This window comes from Candidatus Villigracilis sp. (genome assembly GCF_057083605.1).
In genome coordinates this window covers 26,826-45,976 of sequence record NZ_JBXMTI010000016.1, presented here as the reverse complement: position 1 = coordinate 45,976, position 19,151 = coordinate 26,826, and the positions used below count along the sequence as shown (strand labels likewise).

The following is a 19,151-nucleotide window of genomic DNA, read 5'->3' as shown; positions in this document are numbered from 1 at the left end:
CCCGGTATTTATTCTATCCCAACATGATCTTTGGCCGATACTGCAATGCCTCCCCTAAATGCGCGGATTGGATCTCTTCGCTGCCAGTCAAATCTGCAATTGTGCGAGATAGTTTCAAAATGCGGTGATAGGCACGCGCCGATAAATTAAGTTGCGTCATTGCGGCTCGCATCAAGCTCTGACCTTCAGCCTGCAACTGGCAAAATTGCCTTACCTCCCCGACGCGCATATCTGCATTGCAAATAACATCGGTACTTGAGGAATCGGGATTCGTGAATCGGGCATGTTGTATATTCCTGGCTGCTTGCACCCGTTGACGAATGGCTTCGGATGTTTCGCTAACTCGGTTACTGCTCAACTTTTCATAATCAACCCTGGGGACTTCAATGTGAATGTCAATGCGATCCAGCAATGGACCTGAAATTCGTTTTTGATATTTTGTCACCATGGCAGGTGCGCAGGTGCAGGGTTTGAGTGAATCACCGTGATAGCCGCAGGGGCAGGGATTCATGGCGGCGATTAATTGAAAGTTCGCAGAAAAAGTTAATGAACCTTTTGCGCGGCTGATGGTGACGACTTTGTCTTCCATTGGTTGGCGCATGACTTCGAGGACGCGTGTGCCAAATTCGGGAAATTCATCGAGGAATAAGACGCCCCGATGGGCAAGGGAGATTTCACCGGGCTTGGGGATGTTTCCGCCTCCAACCAGGCCAGCATGTGAAATGGTATGATGTGGCGAACGAAAGGGCCGATGTCGAATCAACGGCGTTCCAGTGGGGAGTTGGTCTGCTACCGAGTAGATGCGTGTGACATCCAGCGACTCTTCGATATTCATTTCTGGCAGAATGCCGGGCATGGCGCGCGCGAGTAATGTCTTTCCCGCTCCAGGGCTGCCCACGAGAAGAACATTATGTCCACCGGCTGCGGCCACTTCTAATGCGCGTTTGACGTGTTCCTGCCCTTTCACTTCTGAAAAATCTGTGGGGGTGAAGAGTGGTTCGAGCGAGTCGCTTGAGGGTTGATAAGGCTGAATGAGACGCCGACCAGATAAATGATCGTGAAGATCCGCAAGCGATTTGACCGGGATAACTTCAAGGTCTGGAATCAAGGCTGCTTCAGGCGCATCCACTTCCGGGACGAACATCCGCTTGTATCCATTACTGCGGGCTGCTGCGGCCATTGGTAAAATGCCGCGCGTATGACGGACGACTCCATCCAGTGAAAGCTCACCGACGACAAGGGTGCCATCGACGACGTCATGTGGAAGATAGCCTGCGAGGATGATGACGCCGAGTGCGATAGGGAGGTCATAAGCGGGGCCTTCCTTGCGGACAACGGCAGGCGCAAGATTGACGACGATACGATGACGTGGGAAATGCAAACCTGCGTTCTTGACAGCGGTTTGCACGCGCTCGCGACTTTCTTGCACGGCGGCGTCTGGGAGTCCGACAATTGTTACGCCGGGCAGCCCATTGGTGTAATCTACTTCTACTTCGACGATTACGCCTTCAAGACCCACCACGGCGCAGGAATATACGCGGGATAACATGGGTGGAGTTTAGATGATATTACATGGAAAGTCAATCGAAGAAAAGAAAGAGGCCTGCTGGAAAGCAGGCCTCCTGTATTGAGATGAAATTTCAGTTACTGGTTGAGTGGAACGCTGACCATTACCGATTGTGTAGCCGAGTTGCCGCAGGCATCTGTCACCATATAAGTGATGGTATAGATACGACCTGTACCGACGCCAGAGCGTTCGGCACGCAACTTGAAGTTGAAATCGTCCACTATGACGATATCGTTCACAGTGTTTCCATCGTCGTCGCCATCGTCTGGCTCATTGGATGTTACCGAGACCAACGTAATGGTCGGACTGGGATCGAAGTCGTCACTAACCAGGACTGTTGCTGTAACATCCACATACTTGTGGTTGGCGGGCCAGAGAACACTTGGAGTCACTGAGACCTCATCAAATGTTGGAGCGATCTCATCACAGACGTCCAATCCAACGATGATTGGATCGTGATCCGAGGAACGATACTGGTTAGGCTCATAGATCGGCAGGCTGGTCGATTCGCGCTCAAACGAAGACTCATTAGCGCCATCGTCGATCTCGTCATTATAGTCAAAGACGGGAATCTCGTCGGCATTGATGTGCCACTCGGTGACGCCGGTTACTTCCTCCAACAAGCCACTGCTGACCAACCCGGTATCCAAATAGCCGAGCTGCCCATCAAATACATACGAGTAAGCCGATGGACCGACAAGAGTATCGAGCAGATCAGTGAAGTCATCTGCTGTACTGGCCGTGTCATCTGCACCTGCTTCAATGGTATCGATCGGATGCTCATTGCGATACGAATTCAAATCGCCCATGATCAGGAAATCTTCGTCTCCACTGTCGGTTGGATCCGTGGCAAGCCAATCGACCATGGCGGCCGCGGCATTTGTGCGAGCAATGTTGCAGTTGCCCTGTCCATCCAGGATATCCGGGTCGCCAAAATTGGTGCATGCAGAGCCTTTCGACTTCAAGTGGTTAACTACTACCGTGAAGATGCCGCCAGTCGTATCGTCCTGGAACGTTTGCGCTAACGCCGGGCGATTGAGGTCATCATTGAAGCGTGGGTCCACACTGCTATCGAGAATGGCAAAGTCGCCCACCGCGCTTACGGTTGATGGTCTATATATAAAAGCCACCGTGATCTCATCGGTGCCAACCACTCCGGTGTCGATGAAATCATACGGACCACAGTTGGCATTGATCCCGTTCAGTCCATCCAACAGGTCACTGATTGCTGTGGGGCCATTGTTCTCGATCTCGATCAAACCAACAACATCCGCGTCCATCGCGCAGATCGCTGCCGCGGTCTTTTCGCGCTGACGGTCAAGCTCAACAGTCGAGTCGGCGCCGCGGGAATTGATCGTGGTGAAGTAGTTCAGTACGTTGAAGCTGGCTGCTTTGAGAGAGTCACCCACATCCTCAGGAGTTGAGGTGCGTTCATTGTTGCTGGTGAAGTTGTAGCTGAAAGCAGGCTCGACCGGGCGTACGCGCCACGCATCCGTGCCGCTTTGACCGGCGAAGGACCAATGCAGAACGCCTGTTAGTCCAGAAATGCTATCGCCGCCGCGTACGAAGTTGCTGTTGCTCAAGCCGGGCCGCGGCCAGAAATATGGCTCATCCCCGGCAGGAGTGCTGCCCAGTGCATCATTCTGGATATTGTTATCATCGTCCAGAATAATGCGCCTGCTGTTCAAGTCAGCCAGGAATGCCGCATAACCCGGAATACTCGGCTCGTTGGCATCTGTAAACTGCGACGGCCGGGCATCCGCTGTAAGGATAAGCTGTCCGTAGCGGGCGAGTTCGAAGTATTCACTGACATAAAGTGTGTCAGTAAAGGTCACCAGCATACCTTCAACGTTTTCGAAAGTGGCCGCCGCGCGAGTGCTTCCAGAGGCAGGAAGGTTGATCACAGCCGGAGTCGGCAGGGGGGTGCCCGAGCTGACGACAGTGACATTGGCCGCTGAGGTGGCGCTCAACTGGCTCATCCCAAATTGTTCGCTGGCGCCGCCAGTGACTTGTACCTTGTCGCCCACGTTCACCGGGGTCGGACAACTGCTGCAGAAGACGAAGATGCCCTCGGAGGTGGCTGGATCAGCATCAATGTCCGCATCTTCTTCCTGGATAAAGAAGCCGCGCAATTCACCTGATCCCTGGGTTTGAAAATCGCCCACCACAATCGCCTCGACTGTGAACGGACCGGGGCCCGTCACCGCGCTGCCGCTGCCCTGAATATCATGGATGAGAGTAAAGGCGACCTCATCGTTGACAATCGTTCCTACGCCCTGACCGTCGGATACAGCCACACCGATCACATTCGTAACATTCACGAAGAAGGTCTCATTGGATTCCAGGCTTGTATCACCATTGACCAAAACGCTGAATACATAGGTTGAGCTTCCAGCAGGGATTATTTGCCCTGTCAGAGAATGGGCTGCGTAGTCGTTGCCAGCAACAGTCGCTGTGTCATCGGCGGTGGCAATATCGAAGGTTACGCCGCCCGGGCCGGCTGGAGCAGAGATGCTTACTGTGAAATCGAACGATGTTGTTCCAGAATTGCCCTCGTTGGAACTGATATTGTTGATCGCTAGTTCGAGGCCTGGCGGAGGCCCACCACACCCATTGGTAACACCCGGTGTACCATCAGGAGTGGAGAAGTTATGAATGTTTGTAAAGGAACCCAGCGGCGCGTCGGGACAGCGGTAGGCGCCCGAAGGTAAAAATGTTCCATCCGGCCCAATCGAGGGGGCACCATAGCTAAAATCAGCTACTGAATCACGGATGTTAATGGAATCCAGGATAGTATCCCAGGGAGTAGTATCAAGCGTACCATCGTTGTTAGTGTCAAGATCGCTGCCTGCGGTACCTGTAAACCCAGAAACCAGTAAGTAGGTCGCCGTACTATTCTCGAAGCTATCATTTGCAATCGAAATATCACCCGTAACAGCGTAGGCGCTGGCGCCAGCAGGACTGATACCCAGCCAAAAGCCATCAGTTGGAATGCTCTGCCCTGACAGGCTAATGACCTTATCAATTGTGCCCGCAAGAGTGCCCGTATCGCTTTCGATGCCTACCAGAGTTAACGCAGACAGATCGGTACCTGCTGAGCCTTGAAGCTCAACGAACTCCCAGTCTGTTCCAGATGTGCTGACCTGGATTTCATTTATGAAGACAGCCGGTGTTGCCGCAAGTGCAAATTTCAATGGGATTCCCCCCATCATTAAAGCCAATATCGTAAGTATCGAAAACATCTTGAACAACGATTTGTTCATCCTACTCTCCTCTAGTGGTCTATTTAGAATCGGAAAATGATGCCAACAGGTTTGAAATTGACGTGAAATTCGGTTTTGACGAGCGCGAGGCACCTCCTAAAACAATGTCACACACAATCCAATCGCTATTCAAGTTCCCAACATCTATTTTAGAATAGACCTATCAAAATTGCAAGTAGTTTTGCCTGCTATAATCCCCGCATGGAAAATCAAAAGCAGCCTCTTTGGACGCGCGACTCATCCATTTTGCTGGGAGGATTCTTCGTCACTATTTTTCTTATCGTTTATATCTGGTGGCCGCTAGCGGAGGAATATCTTGCGTATGTAGATTGGAACGGTGCATGGTGGCTGTACATGGATTGGCTGTTGCTTGGTGTTTTCCTATTCATGTCCATTACCATTGTGGCACGCGCAAATCTTAAAACGGATGTGCTGATCGTCTTCGTTGGTATCTGTGGGGGACTCGCAATTGAATCGTGGGGCACGCAAACGAATCTTTGGCATTATTACACCGCAGAACGCCCGCCTTTGTGGATCATTCCCGCCTGGCCGATTGCTTCTCTTTCGATTGATCGAATTACAAGGTTTATGGATTACGGATTCCGACGACTCCTGTCGTCGGTCCGAAGTCGGGAGACCCTTCGACAAGCTCAGGACACCGCTTCGGACTCCTTTTTCAAGACTCTCTACTGGCTGACCTTCGCTTCTTTCTTAATCTTGATGCTGGTCTTTGTTTCCCCAACATTTGACAAGTCCTATACATGGTTGGCAACAATTTTATGTATCCTGCTTATTCTCACGCCAACAGATCATCGTTTTGCCTTGCTGACGTTTATTGCGGGTGCGGGTTTGGGTTATTACCTTGAGTTATGGGGGACAACCCGCGAATGCTGGATTTACTATACAAATGAAACACCACCCTTATTTGCAGTGCTTGCGCATGGGATGGCTGCAGTCGCTTTTTGGCGGGCAGGGTTACTGGTGAAGTTGGTTTTGGAGAAGGTGAGTGGATGGCAGTTGTTGGTCAGGGGAGAGCAGTAAAAAGTAATGAGTGAGAAGTAACGAGCAGTGAGTGAAATCCCGAAGGGGTGGCATGATTGTTACAGGGAGAAATTGCCCGTCGAAACGGAATCAATGATCGGCGGGGTGAGAGGCGATTGTGAAGTTAAACATCTTGACAGGACGGCGAATCTGCCTATAATGTGACCTGCTGGTCATGTGACTTGGAGGTCACATTTTTTATGCCCAAACAAACCTTCCTCAATCTGCCTGAAGAAAAACGCGAAACGATTATGGATGCTGCTGTCGATGAATTTGCCCAATATGGTTTGGAAAACGCGTCTACAAATCGCATTGTTAAAAACAGCGGTATTGCAAAGGGAAGTTTCTATCAATATTTTGAAGACAAACAGGATGTCTTCATGTATTTGCTCTCCGTGATCGAGCGTAAGGAAATGGAATTTTTCAAGGACAAGCATCCACCAAGTAACAACATGGATACCTTCCAATATTTCCGCTGGATGGTCAAAACCGGTATGGAATTCGGACTTGCCAACCCACGTATGATCCAAGCTGCCTGGCGCGTATTGCTTGGCGAAGGATTCTATTACGGAAAAAATCTTGCCGAATATCGCCAGAAGACCACACAGGCACTGACGACAATGATCCAGCAAGCCATCGAACGCGGCGAAGTGGACCCAAGTGTGGATGTGGAACTCGCTGTCATGGTCATGGAAACATGGAGCAATGCGATCACTACCTACGTGCTAAACGAAGGTATGAAACAAAAAGATGTATTGAAATGGATGCGTGCACGCAAGACACAGGAAACGATCGATAAATTGTTATATGTAATGGAATATGGCTTGCGTAAAACAGAATCAGAATTTACTGCAAGTGCTTAGAAAGGAGTTTAGAAATGCAACTCTATTTAAAATTAGCATGGCGAAATATCTGGAGGCATCGCCGTCGCACGGTCATCATCGTGCTGGCCATGGCGCTGTCCCTTGGCATGATGATGTTCTATGATGGTTTGATGGATGGCTTCAACCAGGCTATTGCCGGAAACGCTGTGCGCGTGCTCGGAGGCAACGTCCAGGTTCATGCCGAGGGTTATCGCGAAAAAGTGGATAGCAACCCGCTTCTTCCTTTGACCGATGACACGGCTGTGGTGCAAGCGGCATTAGCCCAGCCTGACGTCGTCGCTGCTGCACGGCGCATCCAGACAGGGGGGCTGGTCAGCAATAGTGAAGGAGCGTTTTCGCTGAATATTATCGGCATCGAACCCGAAGCAGAAGCACCCGTCAGCCTGATCGCGGAACACATCGTTGATGGACGCTTTCTCGAATCCACTGATGAAGATTCGATCCTCATCGGCAAGGGACTGGCAGATGCTCTGGCGCTAAGCGTTGGCGACCGAATTACGATGGTGGGTAGTGATATTCATAAACAGAATCGCCAACGCACAATGACCGTCATCGGCATTTATGATATCGGCATTCCAAGCATGGAAAAGGGAACGCTTTATATTTCGTTGACCGAGGCCCAAAGCCTTTTTAACCTTTCGGGTCAATCCACGGAAGTGCAGATCACCCTGAAAAAGGTTGGAACAGAATCAAAAGTAGTTGCTGCGCTTTCATCCGTTCTGCCTGATTATGAAGTTGAGTCATGGGCCAATAACTACCCTGAGCTTGGGAATGCAGTTGGCCGAAAGAATATCGTGATGGATATTTTCAGCATCATCATCGTGATGATCGCTGGCATCGGGATTCTGAATCTGCTTTTGATGGCAATATACGAACGGACGCGTGAAATTGGTCTGCTCGGCGCCATGGGGCTGAAGCCAGGTGAGATCGCCACAACATTCATCCTTGAGGGCGCTTTGATCGGTGTGGTGGGCGTGTTCGCAGGTGTGGCAACGGGACTGGCGATCAACCTCAGCCTGATGCAAGTGGGCATGGACTATAGCTCGTTCGGAGGCATCACAGATTACATGGCGTTGATCAGTGGGCGCGTTTATCCCACCTTGGGTGTAAGTAAATTGTTCAGCCGTGCCGCGATCATGCTTGTCATCGCCGCGCTGGCCGCGCTGATCCCAGCCATGATCGCATCGAGGCGTGAGCCGTCCGAAGCTTTGCATCACGTCTAAACTATCGCGTTGAGCGGAGCGAACGCTTTTCAGCGAGCGTAGTCGAAGCATTTTTCATTGGCGAACCCGCCCTTCGACTACAGTCTCGACAAGCACTCGACCTCCGCTCAGGGCGAACGTAAAAGGTAAACCTTATGTACCAAGCATTCAAACTAGCTTTTCGTAACCTAGGACGCAACAAATCCCGTTCTTTGCTTTCTGCATTAGCGGTGGGTGTTGGCATGGCGTTATTGCTTCTCATGGTTTCAGTACTTGAAGGCGAGATGACCGGCGCATTGCAAAACACCATCCGCCTTCAAAGCGGACATCTCCAGATCAGACCTATATCCTATGAAGAGGGCAAGATCAGCCTGAAATGGGAAGACATGATTGCAGATCCTGACCAGGTGGCGCAACAGATCAAATCGCTGCCGCAAGTTGTTGTAGCAACACCTCGATTAGTTGCAAGCGCTATCTTAACCCTTAGCGATGAATCGAAAGGTGTGCAACTCCTCGGCATTGACCCTGACTCAGCGGCGAACCAGCCCTTTCGTGATGGGATGATCGCTGGAGAATTTATCAAAGCTGATGACCGCGAAGGCATCCTGGTCGGAAACATCCTTGCGGATAAATTAAGTCTGGAAGTTGGCGAGAAAGTTAACCTGTTGGTCACCACTTCCAATGGCGATGTGAATGAGCAGTTGTTTACGGTCCGCGGCATATTCACAACAAGGACGCCCGGCTACGATGAAAGCACGATCTTCATGCCGCTTGCCAAGGCACAAGCCATTACTGCAACTGAAAATCACGCCAGTACGATCTTTGTGATGCTGCAGAATGATAAGGATGCTGAAGCTGTTGCACAGGCCATACAATCAAACAATTACAAAGTCCTGACCTGGCGCGAGCAGAATGTATTCATCACCCAGTTTGAAGATTACGCCAACTCCTTCTTTGTCATTCTGTATCTGATTGTTCTTGGTATTACGGCCACGGTTGTTACAAATACATTGGTGATGGCAGTATTTGAACGGACGCGCGAGATCGGCATCCTTGCCGCCATTGGCATGAAAGGCCGCGGCATCATGGCGCAATTCCTGGCTGAAGCCGCATTGCTTGCCACAGGTGGTGTGATCGGCGGCTTGATCATTGGCGGTGCCCTGGTTGCCTATTTCACAGTTTATGGAATTTACATCGGCGATTATGGGATCACCGGCGTGCTTTTTGAAGACCGCATTTATGCCCACCTTACTCTTGACAATACCATCACCCTTGCCATCGCTACATATATCGTTACCCTTGTCGCTTCACTGTATCCCGCCCGGCTTGCCGCACGTTTGGAACCTGTCGAAGCATTACATGGATTAGGAGACTAACTCTCGCTCTGGGCGGCGTCTCGCCGCCGAGGACGGCAGCTAGAGCTTCAAAAATAGGAGGCTAAAATGGAAGTTACAAAAGTTACCAATGCAACGCGCGTTTACAAGATCGGCGAAGTGGAAACCAAAGCCTTGCGCGGCGTCGATTTATCAATCGAAAATGGTGAGTTCACCGCGCTTGTCGGACCTTCGGGTTCGGGCAAGACTACACTATTGCAGCTCATTGGGTTGCTCGACAAGCCCACTACTGGCAGTGTATCCATCAATGGGCAGGATGCCACCAATCTGAATCGTAATCAGCGTGCAGACCTGCGGAAGAATGCAATCGGATTCGTATTTCAATTCTTTGCGCTCATCCCAACATTGACCGCATACGAAAATGTGGAAATGCCGCTCTTGTTGAATGGAACAAAACCCGCGGATCGCAAGAAACGCGTCAATGAAATGCTGGAAGCAGTCGGCCTCACTGATCGCGCGCATCACCGCCCCGATCAACTCTCAGGCGGACAGCAGCAACGCGTCGCTGTTGCCCGAGCGCTTGCTACCAATCCCAAACTGATCCTGGCTGATGAACCCACGGCCAACCTCGATACCGAAAATGGCAAACAAGTTATGGACATCATGGAAAGGCTCAACAAAGAAACAGGTGTCACTTTCGTGTTTGCTACGCACGATCCGCGCGTAATCAAATATGCCAAGCGTGTTATTACATTACACGATGGTCTGATCGAACAAAATAACAAAGCGCATTCAAAATAATGTTTGGAGTTAGATAAATGAAAAATGTTTTATGGATAGGATTAAGTATTCTGGCGCTTATGTTAGCCGCCTGCGGACAGTCAAATACACCGGCGGCTATTCCAACTGTTTCCTTGGATAGCGATCAAACCTCATCGAACGCTCAAACCAGCAGCGGAGATTCGATTACAGCCGCCGCAGTTGTCGTCCCGTTGACCGAGGCGAGTCTTTCGTTCACCACTGTTGGCCGCGTCACTTCCGTCAATGTTGAAGCTGGAGACGTTGTTGAGGCGGGGCAGGTTCTTGTTGAATTGGATACCTCGATCCTGGAAGCAAAAGTCAAGGAGGCCGAAGCCAACCTGGCCTATGCAGAGATTGAACTCAAGTATTTGATACGCGTCACAGGTTGCCGCGGCGAGGGCTGCACGCCCAGCCAGAAACATATTGAAGTAGCTGAAAATGAAGTCGCCCGCGCGCAAGCCTTGCTTGATTCTGCCAATGCGACTCTGAACACACAATCGCATCTGACCGCGCCCTTTGCTGGTACTGTTGTATCTGTTGATATTTCTCCCGCTGAAACAGTTGTGCCGGGCCAGGTTGTGGTCGTATTGGGCGACCTGTCTAAATATCGAATTGAAACGACAGATCTAAGTGAACGCGATATTAATCAGGTCAAAACTGGTCAAACCGTGAATGTGTATCTCGAAGCGTTGAATGAAGAGTTTACCGGCAAAGTGGTTGACGTTGCCCGCACCTCAACCACGCTTGGCGGCGACGTGGTTTATAAAGTGACCATTGATTTCGACCAGCAGCCTCAAGGGCTGCTGTGGGGCATGAGCGCGGATGTTGAAATCCTTGTTGAGAATTGACAGGCATGATGAGGAGTTATAAATGAAACGACTTGGCTGGTCGATCCTTGTATTGACCATCATCCTGACGGCCTGTGGAAACCCAACTCCAATAGCAGTTTCTCCCGCCTCTCCCGCGTCTGTTGAAGAGACCATTGTCTCTTCCTCTGATGTTGCTGTTGCTTCTGCAACTGTTATTCCTGTGCAGGTATCAGAATTGGGGTTTACTATCTCCGCGCTTGTAAAGGAAGTAAAAGTCAAAGAAGGCGATAAAGTTCAAGCAGGTGAGACTTTGGTTGTGCTTGATACACCTGAATTGGAATTCGCGGTTGTGGCGGCGAAAGAGGATTACAACTCGAAAAGTCTTGCTGCGGAATTGCAAAAAGCCGAAAAGGTCAAGTATGTTAATCCAAATAACGGGAACATTCGCTGGTACAGCCTTCCAAGAGAAGTGTATCTGAAGGCTTTGTCGAAGGCAGACCAGTCTAAAGCAGTATGGGATTCCGCTGTTGCCAGCCTAGCGCAGGAAACGTTGTTAGCACCGTTTGATGGGACAGTGGTTGATGTTCAAGTCATCCCCGGGGAGACCGTGCAGGCAAATCAAACAGTTCTCGTGCTCGCGGATCTGCTGCATCTGCAAATTCAGACTACCGACTTGAGCGAACGAGATATTGCCAATGTGAAGATCGGTCAGAGCGTGGAAGTTTACATCGAAGCGCTGGATGTGACTGTAACAGGCAAAGTGACCCGTATCTCTCCCATCGCTGAGAGCGTGGGTGGGGATGTGGTTTATCCCGTCACGATTGAATTGGATGAACAGCCTGATGGTCTTCTATGGGGAATGACGGCGGAAGTGCAAATACAAACGAAGTAGCTAGACTTCCGAGTTCTTTAAGAACTCGGAAGTCTGTGTCATATGCGGATACAGGTAGACAGGCACAAGCGTATTTATACGCATTCACCTGTCTACTTTTTTTACCTGTTTACGTGCCTACCTTTTTACCTGTATACTTTCCTCGTAAAGGAGAACTTCATGACCACCATCACTGTCATTGGCGCGGGCAGCGCTTCATTTGGAGAAAACACTCTTTCAGCATTGCTTCGTTCAAAAAAACTGCAAGGCTCCACCCTTCGCCTTGTGGATCGTAACCCCCAAAGCCTTGATATTGTTCACAGGCTCGCGAATCGCTTGAACAAGGAATGGGATTCGAAATTCACCATCACAGCACACACACATCACAAGGATGCGCTTGAAGGGGCAAACTTCGTTGTCTCGGCCATTGAGGTGGGCCCGCGTGAGGAATTGTGGAAATCTGATTTTGAAATCCCATTGAAGCATGGCGTGCGTCAACCTTATGCAGAAAATGGCGGCCCCGGCGGTTTTGCACATGCCGCTCGTAATGTGAAACCCGTGCTCGAAATTGTGCGTGACATGGAACAGGCTTGCCCTGATGCATGGTTTATCAATTTCACCAATCCGATGGTTCGCATCTGTGATTTGGTTAATCGTCACAGCAAAATAAAAGCGGTCGGTTTATGTCATCAAATTTATATCGGTTATTGCATGGTGGGTATTGCGCTTGCCCAAGACCTTGGCATTCAAGTGCCCGATGGGCTCGAAGGCATGCATGCCGATGTAATGCAGCATCCGCTCCAACATATGGTTATGGATCAAATTGTTCCATTGATTGATATTCGCGCTGCGGGTACCAATCATTTCTCATGGATCGTTTCAGTCCACGACAAACTCACAGGCGAGGATTTATATCCGCTTTTGAAGAAACGCTTCTTCGAACTGGACGAAAAATTTGAACCGCTCACGCGCCGCATCTTTAATGACTTCGGCCTGTTCCCGGTTCCCGGAGATACCCATCTCTGCGAATACCTCCCGTGGATGAGCGACCCAATCACCAGACCTTGGGAAAAATTTAATATTCGGCTGTACGATTGGGAGATGATGGCTGGTCTGCGGGATTTCAGTTTGGATAGATTAAATGAAATGGCAAACGGCAATATAGCCATTGAAAGCCTGCTCGAAACAGATTCGGAAGGCGCGTTGGAGATGATCGAGAATATTGCGTTTGCAGGCAATCATTATCATCTGGCTGCCAATCTCCCAAATGTGGGTCAGATTGCCAACTTACCTTTGGGTGCAACTGTTGAGACTCCAGTCCACGTCAATGGGGCAGGGATACATCCTGTGCATGTCGGTTCATTACCTGAACCTATTGCAGAATTATGTCGCCGAGAGTTACTAACCGCACATTTATGTGTGGATGCGGCTGTTGAAGGGAATTATGAAAAAGCGTTGCAATGTTTATTGCTTGATCCTGTTATCAATGACATGGATATTGCAAGAAATATTCTTGATGATTATTTGAAAGTATATAAAGAACATTTACCGCAGTTTTATAAATAAAGTTTGTGTAACAACATTCTTTACCTCGTACTTGCTAAAGACGGACACTATGCCCGTCTTTGATTCTTAAAAACGTTAAAGACCTTAATGACCTTAAAAAAGTTTATCAAGATGAATGTAAAAATAGCAATTATTACTTATAATATTTTAAGATAAATGTATGCTCAAAAACCTTTACATAAATCAATAGTTGTATACAATAAACATATAATAATGATTAATTCGATCATTATTATATGTTGAATGAAGAAATTAAAAAAATAACATGCATATTCATTACAGCGAATCAACAACAAGACAATAAAAGAATGAATATAAAGGAAAGATCATGTACATTTGCGTATTAACAAGTATGCCGGACGAAAACGATATACCCTACGATCCATCGCCATATATGAATGGGTATCGTTGGAAGCAACATTTGGTTGAACCAGTAAATGTTGAAAAGCAAATTAAAAAACTCATCGATGAAGGGGTGGATGCATTTATCAATTTGTGCGATGGTACTCCCGATGATGCCCTTTCAGGTATTGCACTTGTGCATGCTCTTGAAAAATATAATGCCGCTTTCACGGGAGCTGATTCAAAATTCTTTGACCCCACCCGCGATGAAATGAAGAACGCTGCACGCCGCGTATCCGTTCCTACACCCAATTGGATCTTCGTCAATCGCGTGGAGGATGCGGAGAAGGCTGCGAAGCGTTTGAAATTCCCGATGTTGGTCAAACCGCCGCATGGCTATGCCAGCGTTGGCATCCGCCGCAGTTCCCGTGTGGAGAATATCGAGCAATTGCGTGAACAACTAAAACTTGAAATTGATGAATTTGGCCGCGCGTTGATCGAAGAGTTCATTGAAGGGCGCGAGTTCACCTGTCTGATTGCAGAGAACCCAGAAAACCCCAAAAAGCCAATTACATTCACGCCGGTAGAGTTTATCTTCCCGGACGGTGAATCATTCAAGCATTATGAAATGAAATGGGTCGAATACGAAAAAATGTCAGTGGCTGTGGTCACCGATCCACGCGTTGAAAAAACATTGCGCGAGCAGACCCTGCGCGTCTTCAAGGAATTGGGCGGCAATGGCTATGCTCGTTGTGATTACCGCATGGACGCAGAAGGCGTGATCCATATGCTTGAGATCAATCCAAACTGCGGCATCTTCTATCCGCCTCACGAACCTGGTTCTGCTGATTTCTCGCTTCTCAACGACCCAACCAATCACACCAAGTTCATGAAGTTGATCATCCGAAACGCCCAATTACGGCAGACACGCATCGCTGCGGAAAAGATCATGAAACGTCAGCCTCGCAAACGCGCCGTCGAAGTTGAACAGATGGTTTACGGCTAAATAAAAAAATGGACACGTACAACGTGTCCATTTTTTATTCCATGACGATACTCGCTCCCTCGCTGGCCTTACAGACGTAAACATTCGCCTCCAGCCCTGACCTCTGCCTGTATATCCTTGCAACAGCAGATTCAAACTCCTCAACTTTTTCCTGATTTACCAGCGCAACAGCACAACCGCCAAACCCTGCGCCTGTTATGCGTGCGCCGTAACAACTGTTTTGTTCGCGTGCACAATCTACCATGGTGTTGAGCGCCTCACTGCTGACTTCGAAATCATCGCGCAGACTGTCGTGGCTGGCATTAAATAATTCCCCTAATCTTCTTACATTTCCTGCTTTCATTACATCGACTGCTTCCAGCACTCGCTCATTTTCTGTAATGATGTGTCTTGCCCTCTTCATTACAATATCACTCAATCCACTTTCCTCTTTCGTCCCTTCCACTGAGCTTACATTGTCCCGATGCTCTTTTGGGAGAGCAATCCTTCTCTTGAATTCTTCCGCGCTCACATCTCTCAAGGCCTTCACCCCGAACCAACGCGCCGCCTCCTCGCATTGACTGCGTCTTTCGTTATAGGCCGAATCCACCAGCCCGCGCCTTGTGGATGTGTCCAAGATTACGATGGATACACCTTTGGGCAGGGGAACATGCTGAATTTCAAGAGAGCGGCAATCCAAAAATAAGGCATGACCATCCCTGGAAGCAGCGCTTGCGATTTGATCCATAATGCCGCAATTTACCCCAACCCATTCGTTCTCGGCCTTTTGTGCGATCTTCGCCATCTTTAGCGCATCCCATTCAAAGCCAGAGGCAGCGGCGAATGCGCGCGCAACTGCCAACTCCACTGCGGCTGAGGATGATAACCCAGCACCGCGCGGTACACCACCTGTTATGACTGCATCAAAGCCACGTAATTCGTAGCCAGACTTCATGAGTCGATAAGCAACACCTTTGGGGTATTCGATCCAGCCGCTGCCTTTCGTGAGGGAATGTAACTCGAAAGCAGAATCAGGTTTCGGGTCGTCCTGAGCGGCAGTCGAAGGAGGAAGCGCGGGTTTTATATCCAATGAATGAATGTGCACCTGTCCATCCAATCGAGGGCGAAGCGCAATCCATACCGCGCGATCAATGGCCATGGGCAGGACAAAGCCTTCGTTGTAATCTGTATGCTCGCCGATCAAATTGACCCGCCCCGGTGCGCGGACGATGATTTCAGATTCAGAGTTAAAATAGGTTCGAAATGATTGCTTGAGGTTTTGAATATCCATGATTGCTTTTATACCATAGCAGAGGCAATGTGACTGATCTTGAATTGCTCGAAAAATATGAGCCTGTTTTGCGATTCGCGAAAAGCGAGCGTTTTTTTCCGATGGCTGTGGAGCCCTATTTGGAAAGGTGCTCGTTATTTCCCAGTGGGGCACACGGGGTGGCGGAGTTGCTCACTCATTTACAGGAACCTCTTATTGATAAAGTCGGTAAGCTGAACAGCGAGCAGCATTATTTGCGATTCGTGAACAAGCCTTTGAATGATTCAGATGCGTGGGTCTGGTGGGGCGGCCTTTCTCTGGTTGGTGTTGCTGCAGGTTGGTTTTTCATGAAACTGGCAGGCATTGAACTTGCTATTATTATTTCTTTGGTTGCGGCATTGGTCATCTTTATGCTTGCCTCTCCGATTCGACTGCGTATTATTCCCGCTGTGTTTATCTCAATACTATTTATTGTGCTTTGCGTTGCACCTGTTTGGTTTTTTCTTCGCCCCAGTGAGTACGTCAGCATCGCCGTGGAATACCTTGTATTATTTCCAGTTTATTTGATCTATTTGTTTTATCTCCTGGTGCGTACCATGAAATTCATTATCGAGCGCATCCTACCTGAAGGCCCTGGTCTTATTATGGACATGCTTTCGCAAGCGACTGAAAAGATCGCGCGCGAGGCTTATTATCAATATGCGGAGATATTGGAGAAGGAACCTCAACCTGTTTATTATGGCCGCGTCCTGCGTGAAAGGGATGAGCAGAATAATCAATGGGTGATCCTGCAATATCACTTTTTTTATGCTTTCAATGACTGGCGGCTGGCGGCCAATGGCATGAACCATCATGAAGGGGATTGGGAGATGGTTGCGGTCTATGTTAAGAATGATCAACCGTATGCGCTCCTGCTCTCTCAACATGGGGCGGGAAATATTGAAAAATGGGAAACCGTGATCAAAGCGGCGGATAAGCAGGGGAATATGACCACACATCCCGTTGTGTATGCAGCACTCGGGTCGCATGCGAATTACAGCAGGCCGGAGGTGATCCGTTCGCCGAGTATGTATAAGCCAGGTAGGTTACAGCGTATTCTTTATTGGATCGATGGTCTGGTTCATTATTTATTTTTAGTATTTAACCCAAATCAGAAGGCGCGGCAAATTGCGTTGAAGGAACTTCAAGCCAAGCATACAAATTTTTTAGCCGAGGATGCCTTTGTTTACCTGCGTGATGAAACCGATCATTATGTTGTAAGCCTGCCAATGGAAATCGCATCTGGGGATGGGTTTCGGATTGGTTTTCAAGGTGATAATCTGAGAGAAGGGGTGATGAAATCAAGCAGCTATATAAAACGGATCATGTCTGATCGCAAGACGACCCGTCCGCCCATGAAAGAATGGAAGCGCGTGCTTCTTAATTCCGAACCGAGTTGGGTGCAATATAAAGGATTGTGGGGAGTGAAAAGTTATTTGACTGAGGAATCAGGCCCGCCAGGCCCGAAGTGGGATAGACCATGTAAAGATCAGATCGGTGTGAATCCGCGAGTCCGCTGGGATAAGCCGTTGGATTGGCTTACAGGATTGGAAGACTATAAACATTAAAGCATTTGCAAAAATTCCGAGGTCTTATGCCTCGGAATTTTTATTTGACAGACCACCTCGCATAGACCGCCTGTGAAAGCAGGCGGTTTGCGCTTGTTTCTCGTGTCACCAATTCGCCGCTATCTGTTTCCCCTTTGTATTTTTTCATCATTTCGTCGAGCGCTTGCGCTACATGGATGGCAGATGCGCGCACTGCATAAACTGTTACGATCACAAAAAGTGGGTTGCTGCTCAAACAAGCGCGGCACATATCCAATAAGTTTGGCAGGGATTTATACACTTCCCATACTTCGCCTTTGGGGCCGCGCCCGAATTTTGGGGGATCGAGAATGATGCCATCGTATTTCACTCCGCGCTTTGCCTCACGTTGGACATATTTCACCGCATCCTCCACGACCCAGCGGATGGGTTTATCGCTCAAGCCTGATAGCTCCTGATTTTCACGCGCCCAACTGACGGACTTCTTGGATGCATCCACGTGAGTCACTTGTGCTCCAGCCGCTGCTGCTGCAAGAGAAGCCAGACCTGTGTACCCAAATAGGTTGAGTATATTTGGTTGGCGGTTTGCCCTTCGGACGGAATCAGCCATAAAGTCCCAGTGAGAGGCGACTTCAGGAAACACACCGAGGTGGCGTCCTGGGGTTGTCATCGCAATGAACTTCAACTCTCTCATCCCCAACCCTTCCCCCGGAGGGGAAGGGAGTTCCCTCTCCCTTTGGGAGAGGGCTAGGGTGAGGGAATAACTCATTTCCCATCTCTCATCTACTCGTTTCTTAAAATCCCAATGACCGCCGCTCTCCTCGCCTGATGGTTGGAACACGGCATGAACATTGTTCCACTCTGATGCTGGCAAGGCGCGGCTCCACATAGCTTGGGATTCGGGGCGCGAAAAAATGTATTTGCCAAAGCGTTCAAGCTTTAAGCCATCACCTGAATCTAGTAATTCATAATCATGCCAGTTTTTTGCTTCGAGCAGGGTGAAGGTGGGGGAGTTTTGCATTCAGCAATGCCTTTGAAATATGAGAAACAGCATCCACCACTTGATTTTTACCAACAAATCAGTATAATGTGGGAAGAAGTGGTAGAAAGTGGTAGAAAGTGGTAAGGACGCCGGGATGCCCGGCGTTCATCGCATTAAAAGGATAAGTAGCACATATGTTCTTGGGTCACTTCCAACACAACCTCGATGACAAAGGACGCCTGATGATACCAGCGCGTTTTCGTGAATTGTTGGAAGGCGGCGCTTTTATCACACAGGGCTTTGACAAATGCCTGATGGTGATGACCGAGACCTATTTCAAACAAGTTTATGAGCGCATCGAGGCCATGAACCTGGCTGACCCCACCGCCCGTCTTTTGCGCCGTTTGATTCTGTCCAACGCCTACCCAGTTGTAGCGGATAAAGTTGGACGCATCCTTGTGCCACAAAACCTGCGCGCTTTCCTTGGAATTGAAAACGGCGAGCTGGTGGTAGCGGGGCAGGGTGAATATTTTGAAGTCTGGATGCCTGCACTGTGGAGCGAACAAATGACTCAACTGCAGGATACAGAAGCCAATAACGCTCGTTTCTCTACGTTAGATCTTTCCAAAACAAAACCTGCGTCATAAC

Annotated in this window: 15 protein-coding genes; 11 read left to right on the top strand and 4 right to left on the bottom strand. The window is 49.2% G+C overall.

Features of this window, described 5'->3' with window-relative positions:
• Positions 1–13 precede the first annotated feature (13 nt).
• Both AC14M5_RS03175 and AC14M5_RS03170 read right to left on the bottom strand, forming a co-directional pair.
• Positions 14–1,549, bottom strand: coding sequence for a YifB family Mg chelatase-like AAA ATPase (locus AC14M5_RS03175; RefSeq protein WP_484028180.1), 1,536 nt, complete (start codon positions 1,547–1,549; stop codon positions 14–16).
• A 95-nt stretch (positions 1,550–1,644) separates the two neighbouring features.
• Positions 1,645–4,830: an ExeM/NucH family extracellular endonuclease gene (locus AC14M5_RS03170; protein ID WP_484028179.1), complete on the bottom strand. Its 3,186-nt coding sequence runs from the start codon at positions 4,828–4,830 to the stop codon at positions 1,645–1,647.
• A 201-nt stretch (positions 4,831–5,031) separates the two neighbouring features.
• Here AC14M5_RS03170 and AC14M5_RS03165 point away from each other — a divergent pair, with 201 nt between their 5' ends.
• The 9 genes from AC14M5_RS03165 to AC14M5_RS03125 all read left to right on the top strand — a co-directional run bounded on the left by AC14M5_RS03165 (position 5,032) and on the right by AC14M5_RS03125 (position 14,686).
• Entirely contained in the window at positions 5,032–5,871 is an 840-nt protein-coding gene (locus tag AC14M5_RS03165) for a hypothetical protein (RefSeq protein WP_484028178.1), read from the top strand.
• 200 nt (positions 5,872–6,071) lie between these two features.
• On the top strand, positions 6,072–6,734 hold the full coding sequence (locus AC14M5_RS03160) for a TetR/AcrR family transcriptional regulator (protein WP_484028177.1): 663 nt from the start codon (positions 6,072–6,074) through the stop codon (positions 6,732–6,734).
• A 14-nt stretch (positions 6,735–6,748) separates the two neighbouring features.
• Positions 6,749–7,978, top strand: coding sequence for an ABC transporter permease (locus tag AC14M5_RS03155; protein WP_484028176.1), 1,230 nt, complete (start codon positions 6,749–6,751; stop codon positions 7,976–7,978).
• Between the two features lie 134 nt (positions 7,979–8,112).
• Positions 8,113–9,333 (top strand): ABC transporter permease, encoded by a 1,221-nt coding sequence (locus tag AC14M5_RS03150; RefSeq protein ID WP_484028175.1) that lies wholly within the window; start codon positions 8,113–8,115, stop codon positions 9,331–9,333.
• Between the two features lie 66 nt (positions 9,334–9,399).
• Positions 9,400–10,092 carry an ABC transporter ATP-binding protein gene (locus AC14M5_RS03145; protein ID WP_484028174.1) on the top strand — a complete coding sequence of 231 codons (693 nt, stop codon included), beginning with the start codon at positions 9,400–9,402 and terminating at the stop codon, positions 10,090–10,092.
• 17 nt (positions 10,093–10,109) lie between these two features.
• On the top strand, positions 10,110–10,940 hold the full coding sequence (locus tag AC14M5_RS03140) for an efflux RND transporter periplasmic adaptor subunit (RefSeq protein ID WP_484028173.1): 831 nt from the start codon (positions 10,110–10,112) through the stop codon (positions 10,938–10,940).
• A gap of 22 nt (positions 10,941–10,962) precedes the next feature.
• Entirely contained in the window at positions 10,963–11,793 is an 831-nt protein-coding gene (locus AC14M5_RS03135; protein WP_484028172.1) for an efflux RND transporter periplasmic adaptor subunit, read from the top strand.
• Positions 11,794–11,952: 159 nt separating this feature from the next.
• On the top strand, positions 11,953–13,338 hold the full coding sequence (locus AC14M5_RS03130) for a family 4 glycosyl hydrolase (RefSeq protein ID WP_484028171.1): 1,386 nt from the start codon (positions 11,953–11,955) through the stop codon (positions 13,336–13,338).
• A 328-nt stretch (positions 13,339–13,666) separates the two neighbouring features.
• Complete coding sequence (locus tag AC14M5_RS03125) at positions 13,667–14,686, top strand: D-alanine--D-alanine ligase family protein (RefSeq protein WP_484028170.1); 1,020 nt, start codon at positions 13,667–13,669, stop codon at positions 14,684–14,686.
• A 34-nt stretch (positions 14,687–14,720) separates the two neighbouring features.
• On the opposite strand, the gene galK is transcribed toward AC14M5_RS03125, so the two are convergent.
• Positions 14,721–15,956, bottom strand: coding sequence for a galactokinase (gene galK / locus AC14M5_RS03120; protein ID WP_484028169.1), 1,236 nt, complete (start codon positions 15,954–15,956; stop codon positions 14,721–14,723).
• Positions 15,957–15,985: 29 nt separating this feature from the next.
• On the opposite strand from galK, the gene AC14M5_RS03115 reads away from it, so the two are divergent.
• On the top strand, positions 15,986–17,542 hold the full coding sequence (locus AC14M5_RS03115; RefSeq protein WP_484028168.1) for a hypothetical protein: 1,557 nt from the start codon (positions 15,986–15,988) through the stop codon (positions 17,540–17,542).
• A gap of 40 nt (positions 17,543–17,582) precedes the next feature.
• On the opposite strand, the gene AC14M5_RS03110 is transcribed toward AC14M5_RS03115, so the two are convergent.
• Positions 17,583–18,542: a class I SAM-dependent methyltransferase gene (locus tag AC14M5_RS03110; RefSeq protein ID WP_484028167.1), complete on the bottom strand. Its 960-nt coding sequence runs from the start codon at positions 18,540–18,542 to the stop codon at positions 17,583–17,585.
• A 155-nt stretch (positions 18,543–18,697) separates the two neighbouring features.
• On the opposite strand from AC14M5_RS03110, the gene mraZ reads away from it, so the two are divergent.
• Positions 18,698–19,150, top strand: a complete 453-nt coding sequence (gene mraZ, locus AC14M5_RS03105) for a division/cell wall cluster transcriptional repressor MraZ (RefSeq protein WP_484028166.1) — start codon at positions 18,698–18,700, stop codon at positions 19,148–19,150.
• Position 19,151 lies beyond the last annotated feature (1 nt).

Coding starts and splice junctions, on each gene's coding strand:
- AC14M5_RS03140 (WP_484028173.1), top strand. CDS start 10,110: ATGAAAAATGTTTTATGGATAGGATTAAGTATTCTGGCGCTTATGTTA.
- AC14M5_RS03175 (WP_484028180.1), bottom strand. CDS start 1,549: ATGTTATCCCGCGTATATTCCTGCGCCGTGGTGGGTCTTGAAGGCGTA.
- AC14M5_RS03145 (WP_484028174.1), top strand. CDS start 9,400: ATGGAAGTTACAAAAGTTACCAATGCAACGCGCGTTTACAAGATCGGC.
- AC14M5_RS03160 (WP_484028177.1), top strand. CDS start 6,072: ATGCCCAAACAAACCTTCCTCAATCTGCCTGAAGAAAAACGCGAAACG.
- AC14M5_RS03155 (WP_484028176.1), top strand. CDS start 6,749: ATGCAACTCTATTTAAAATTAGCATGGCGAAATATCTGGAGGCATCGC.
- AC14M5_RS03110 (WP_484028167.1), bottom strand. CDS start 18,542: ATGCAAAACTCCCCCACCTTCACCCTGCTCGAAGCAAAAAACTGGCAT.
- AC14M5_RS03125 (WP_484028170.1), top strand. CDS start 13,667: ATGTACATTTGCGTATTAACAAGTATGCCGGACGAAAACGATATACCC.
- AC14M5_RS03165 (WP_484028178.1), top strand. CDS start 5,032: ATGGAAAATCAAAAGCAGCCTCTTTGGACGCGCGACTCATCCATTTTG.
- AC14M5_RS03150 (WP_484028175.1), top strand. CDS start 8,113: ATGTACCAAGCATTCAAACTAGCTTTTCGTAACCTAGGACGCAACAAA.
- AC14M5_RS03170 (WP_484028179.1), bottom strand. CDS start 4,830: ATGAACAAATCGTTGTTCAAGATGTTTTCGATACTTACGATATTGGCT.
- AC14M5_RS03135 (WP_484028172.1), top strand. CDS start 10,963: ATGAAACGACTTGGCTGGTCGATCCTTGTATTGACCATCATCCTGACG.
- galK (WP_484028169.1), bottom strand. CDS start 15,956: ATGGATATTCAAAACCTCAAGCAATCATTTCGAACCTATTTTAACTCT.
- mraZ (WP_484028166.1), top strand. CDS start 18,698: ATGTTCTTGGGTCACTTCCAACACAACCTCGATGACAAAGGACGCCTG.
- AC14M5_RS03130 (WP_484028171.1), top strand. CDS start 11,953: ATGACCACCATCACTGTCATTGGCGCGGGCAGCGCTTCATTTGGAGAA.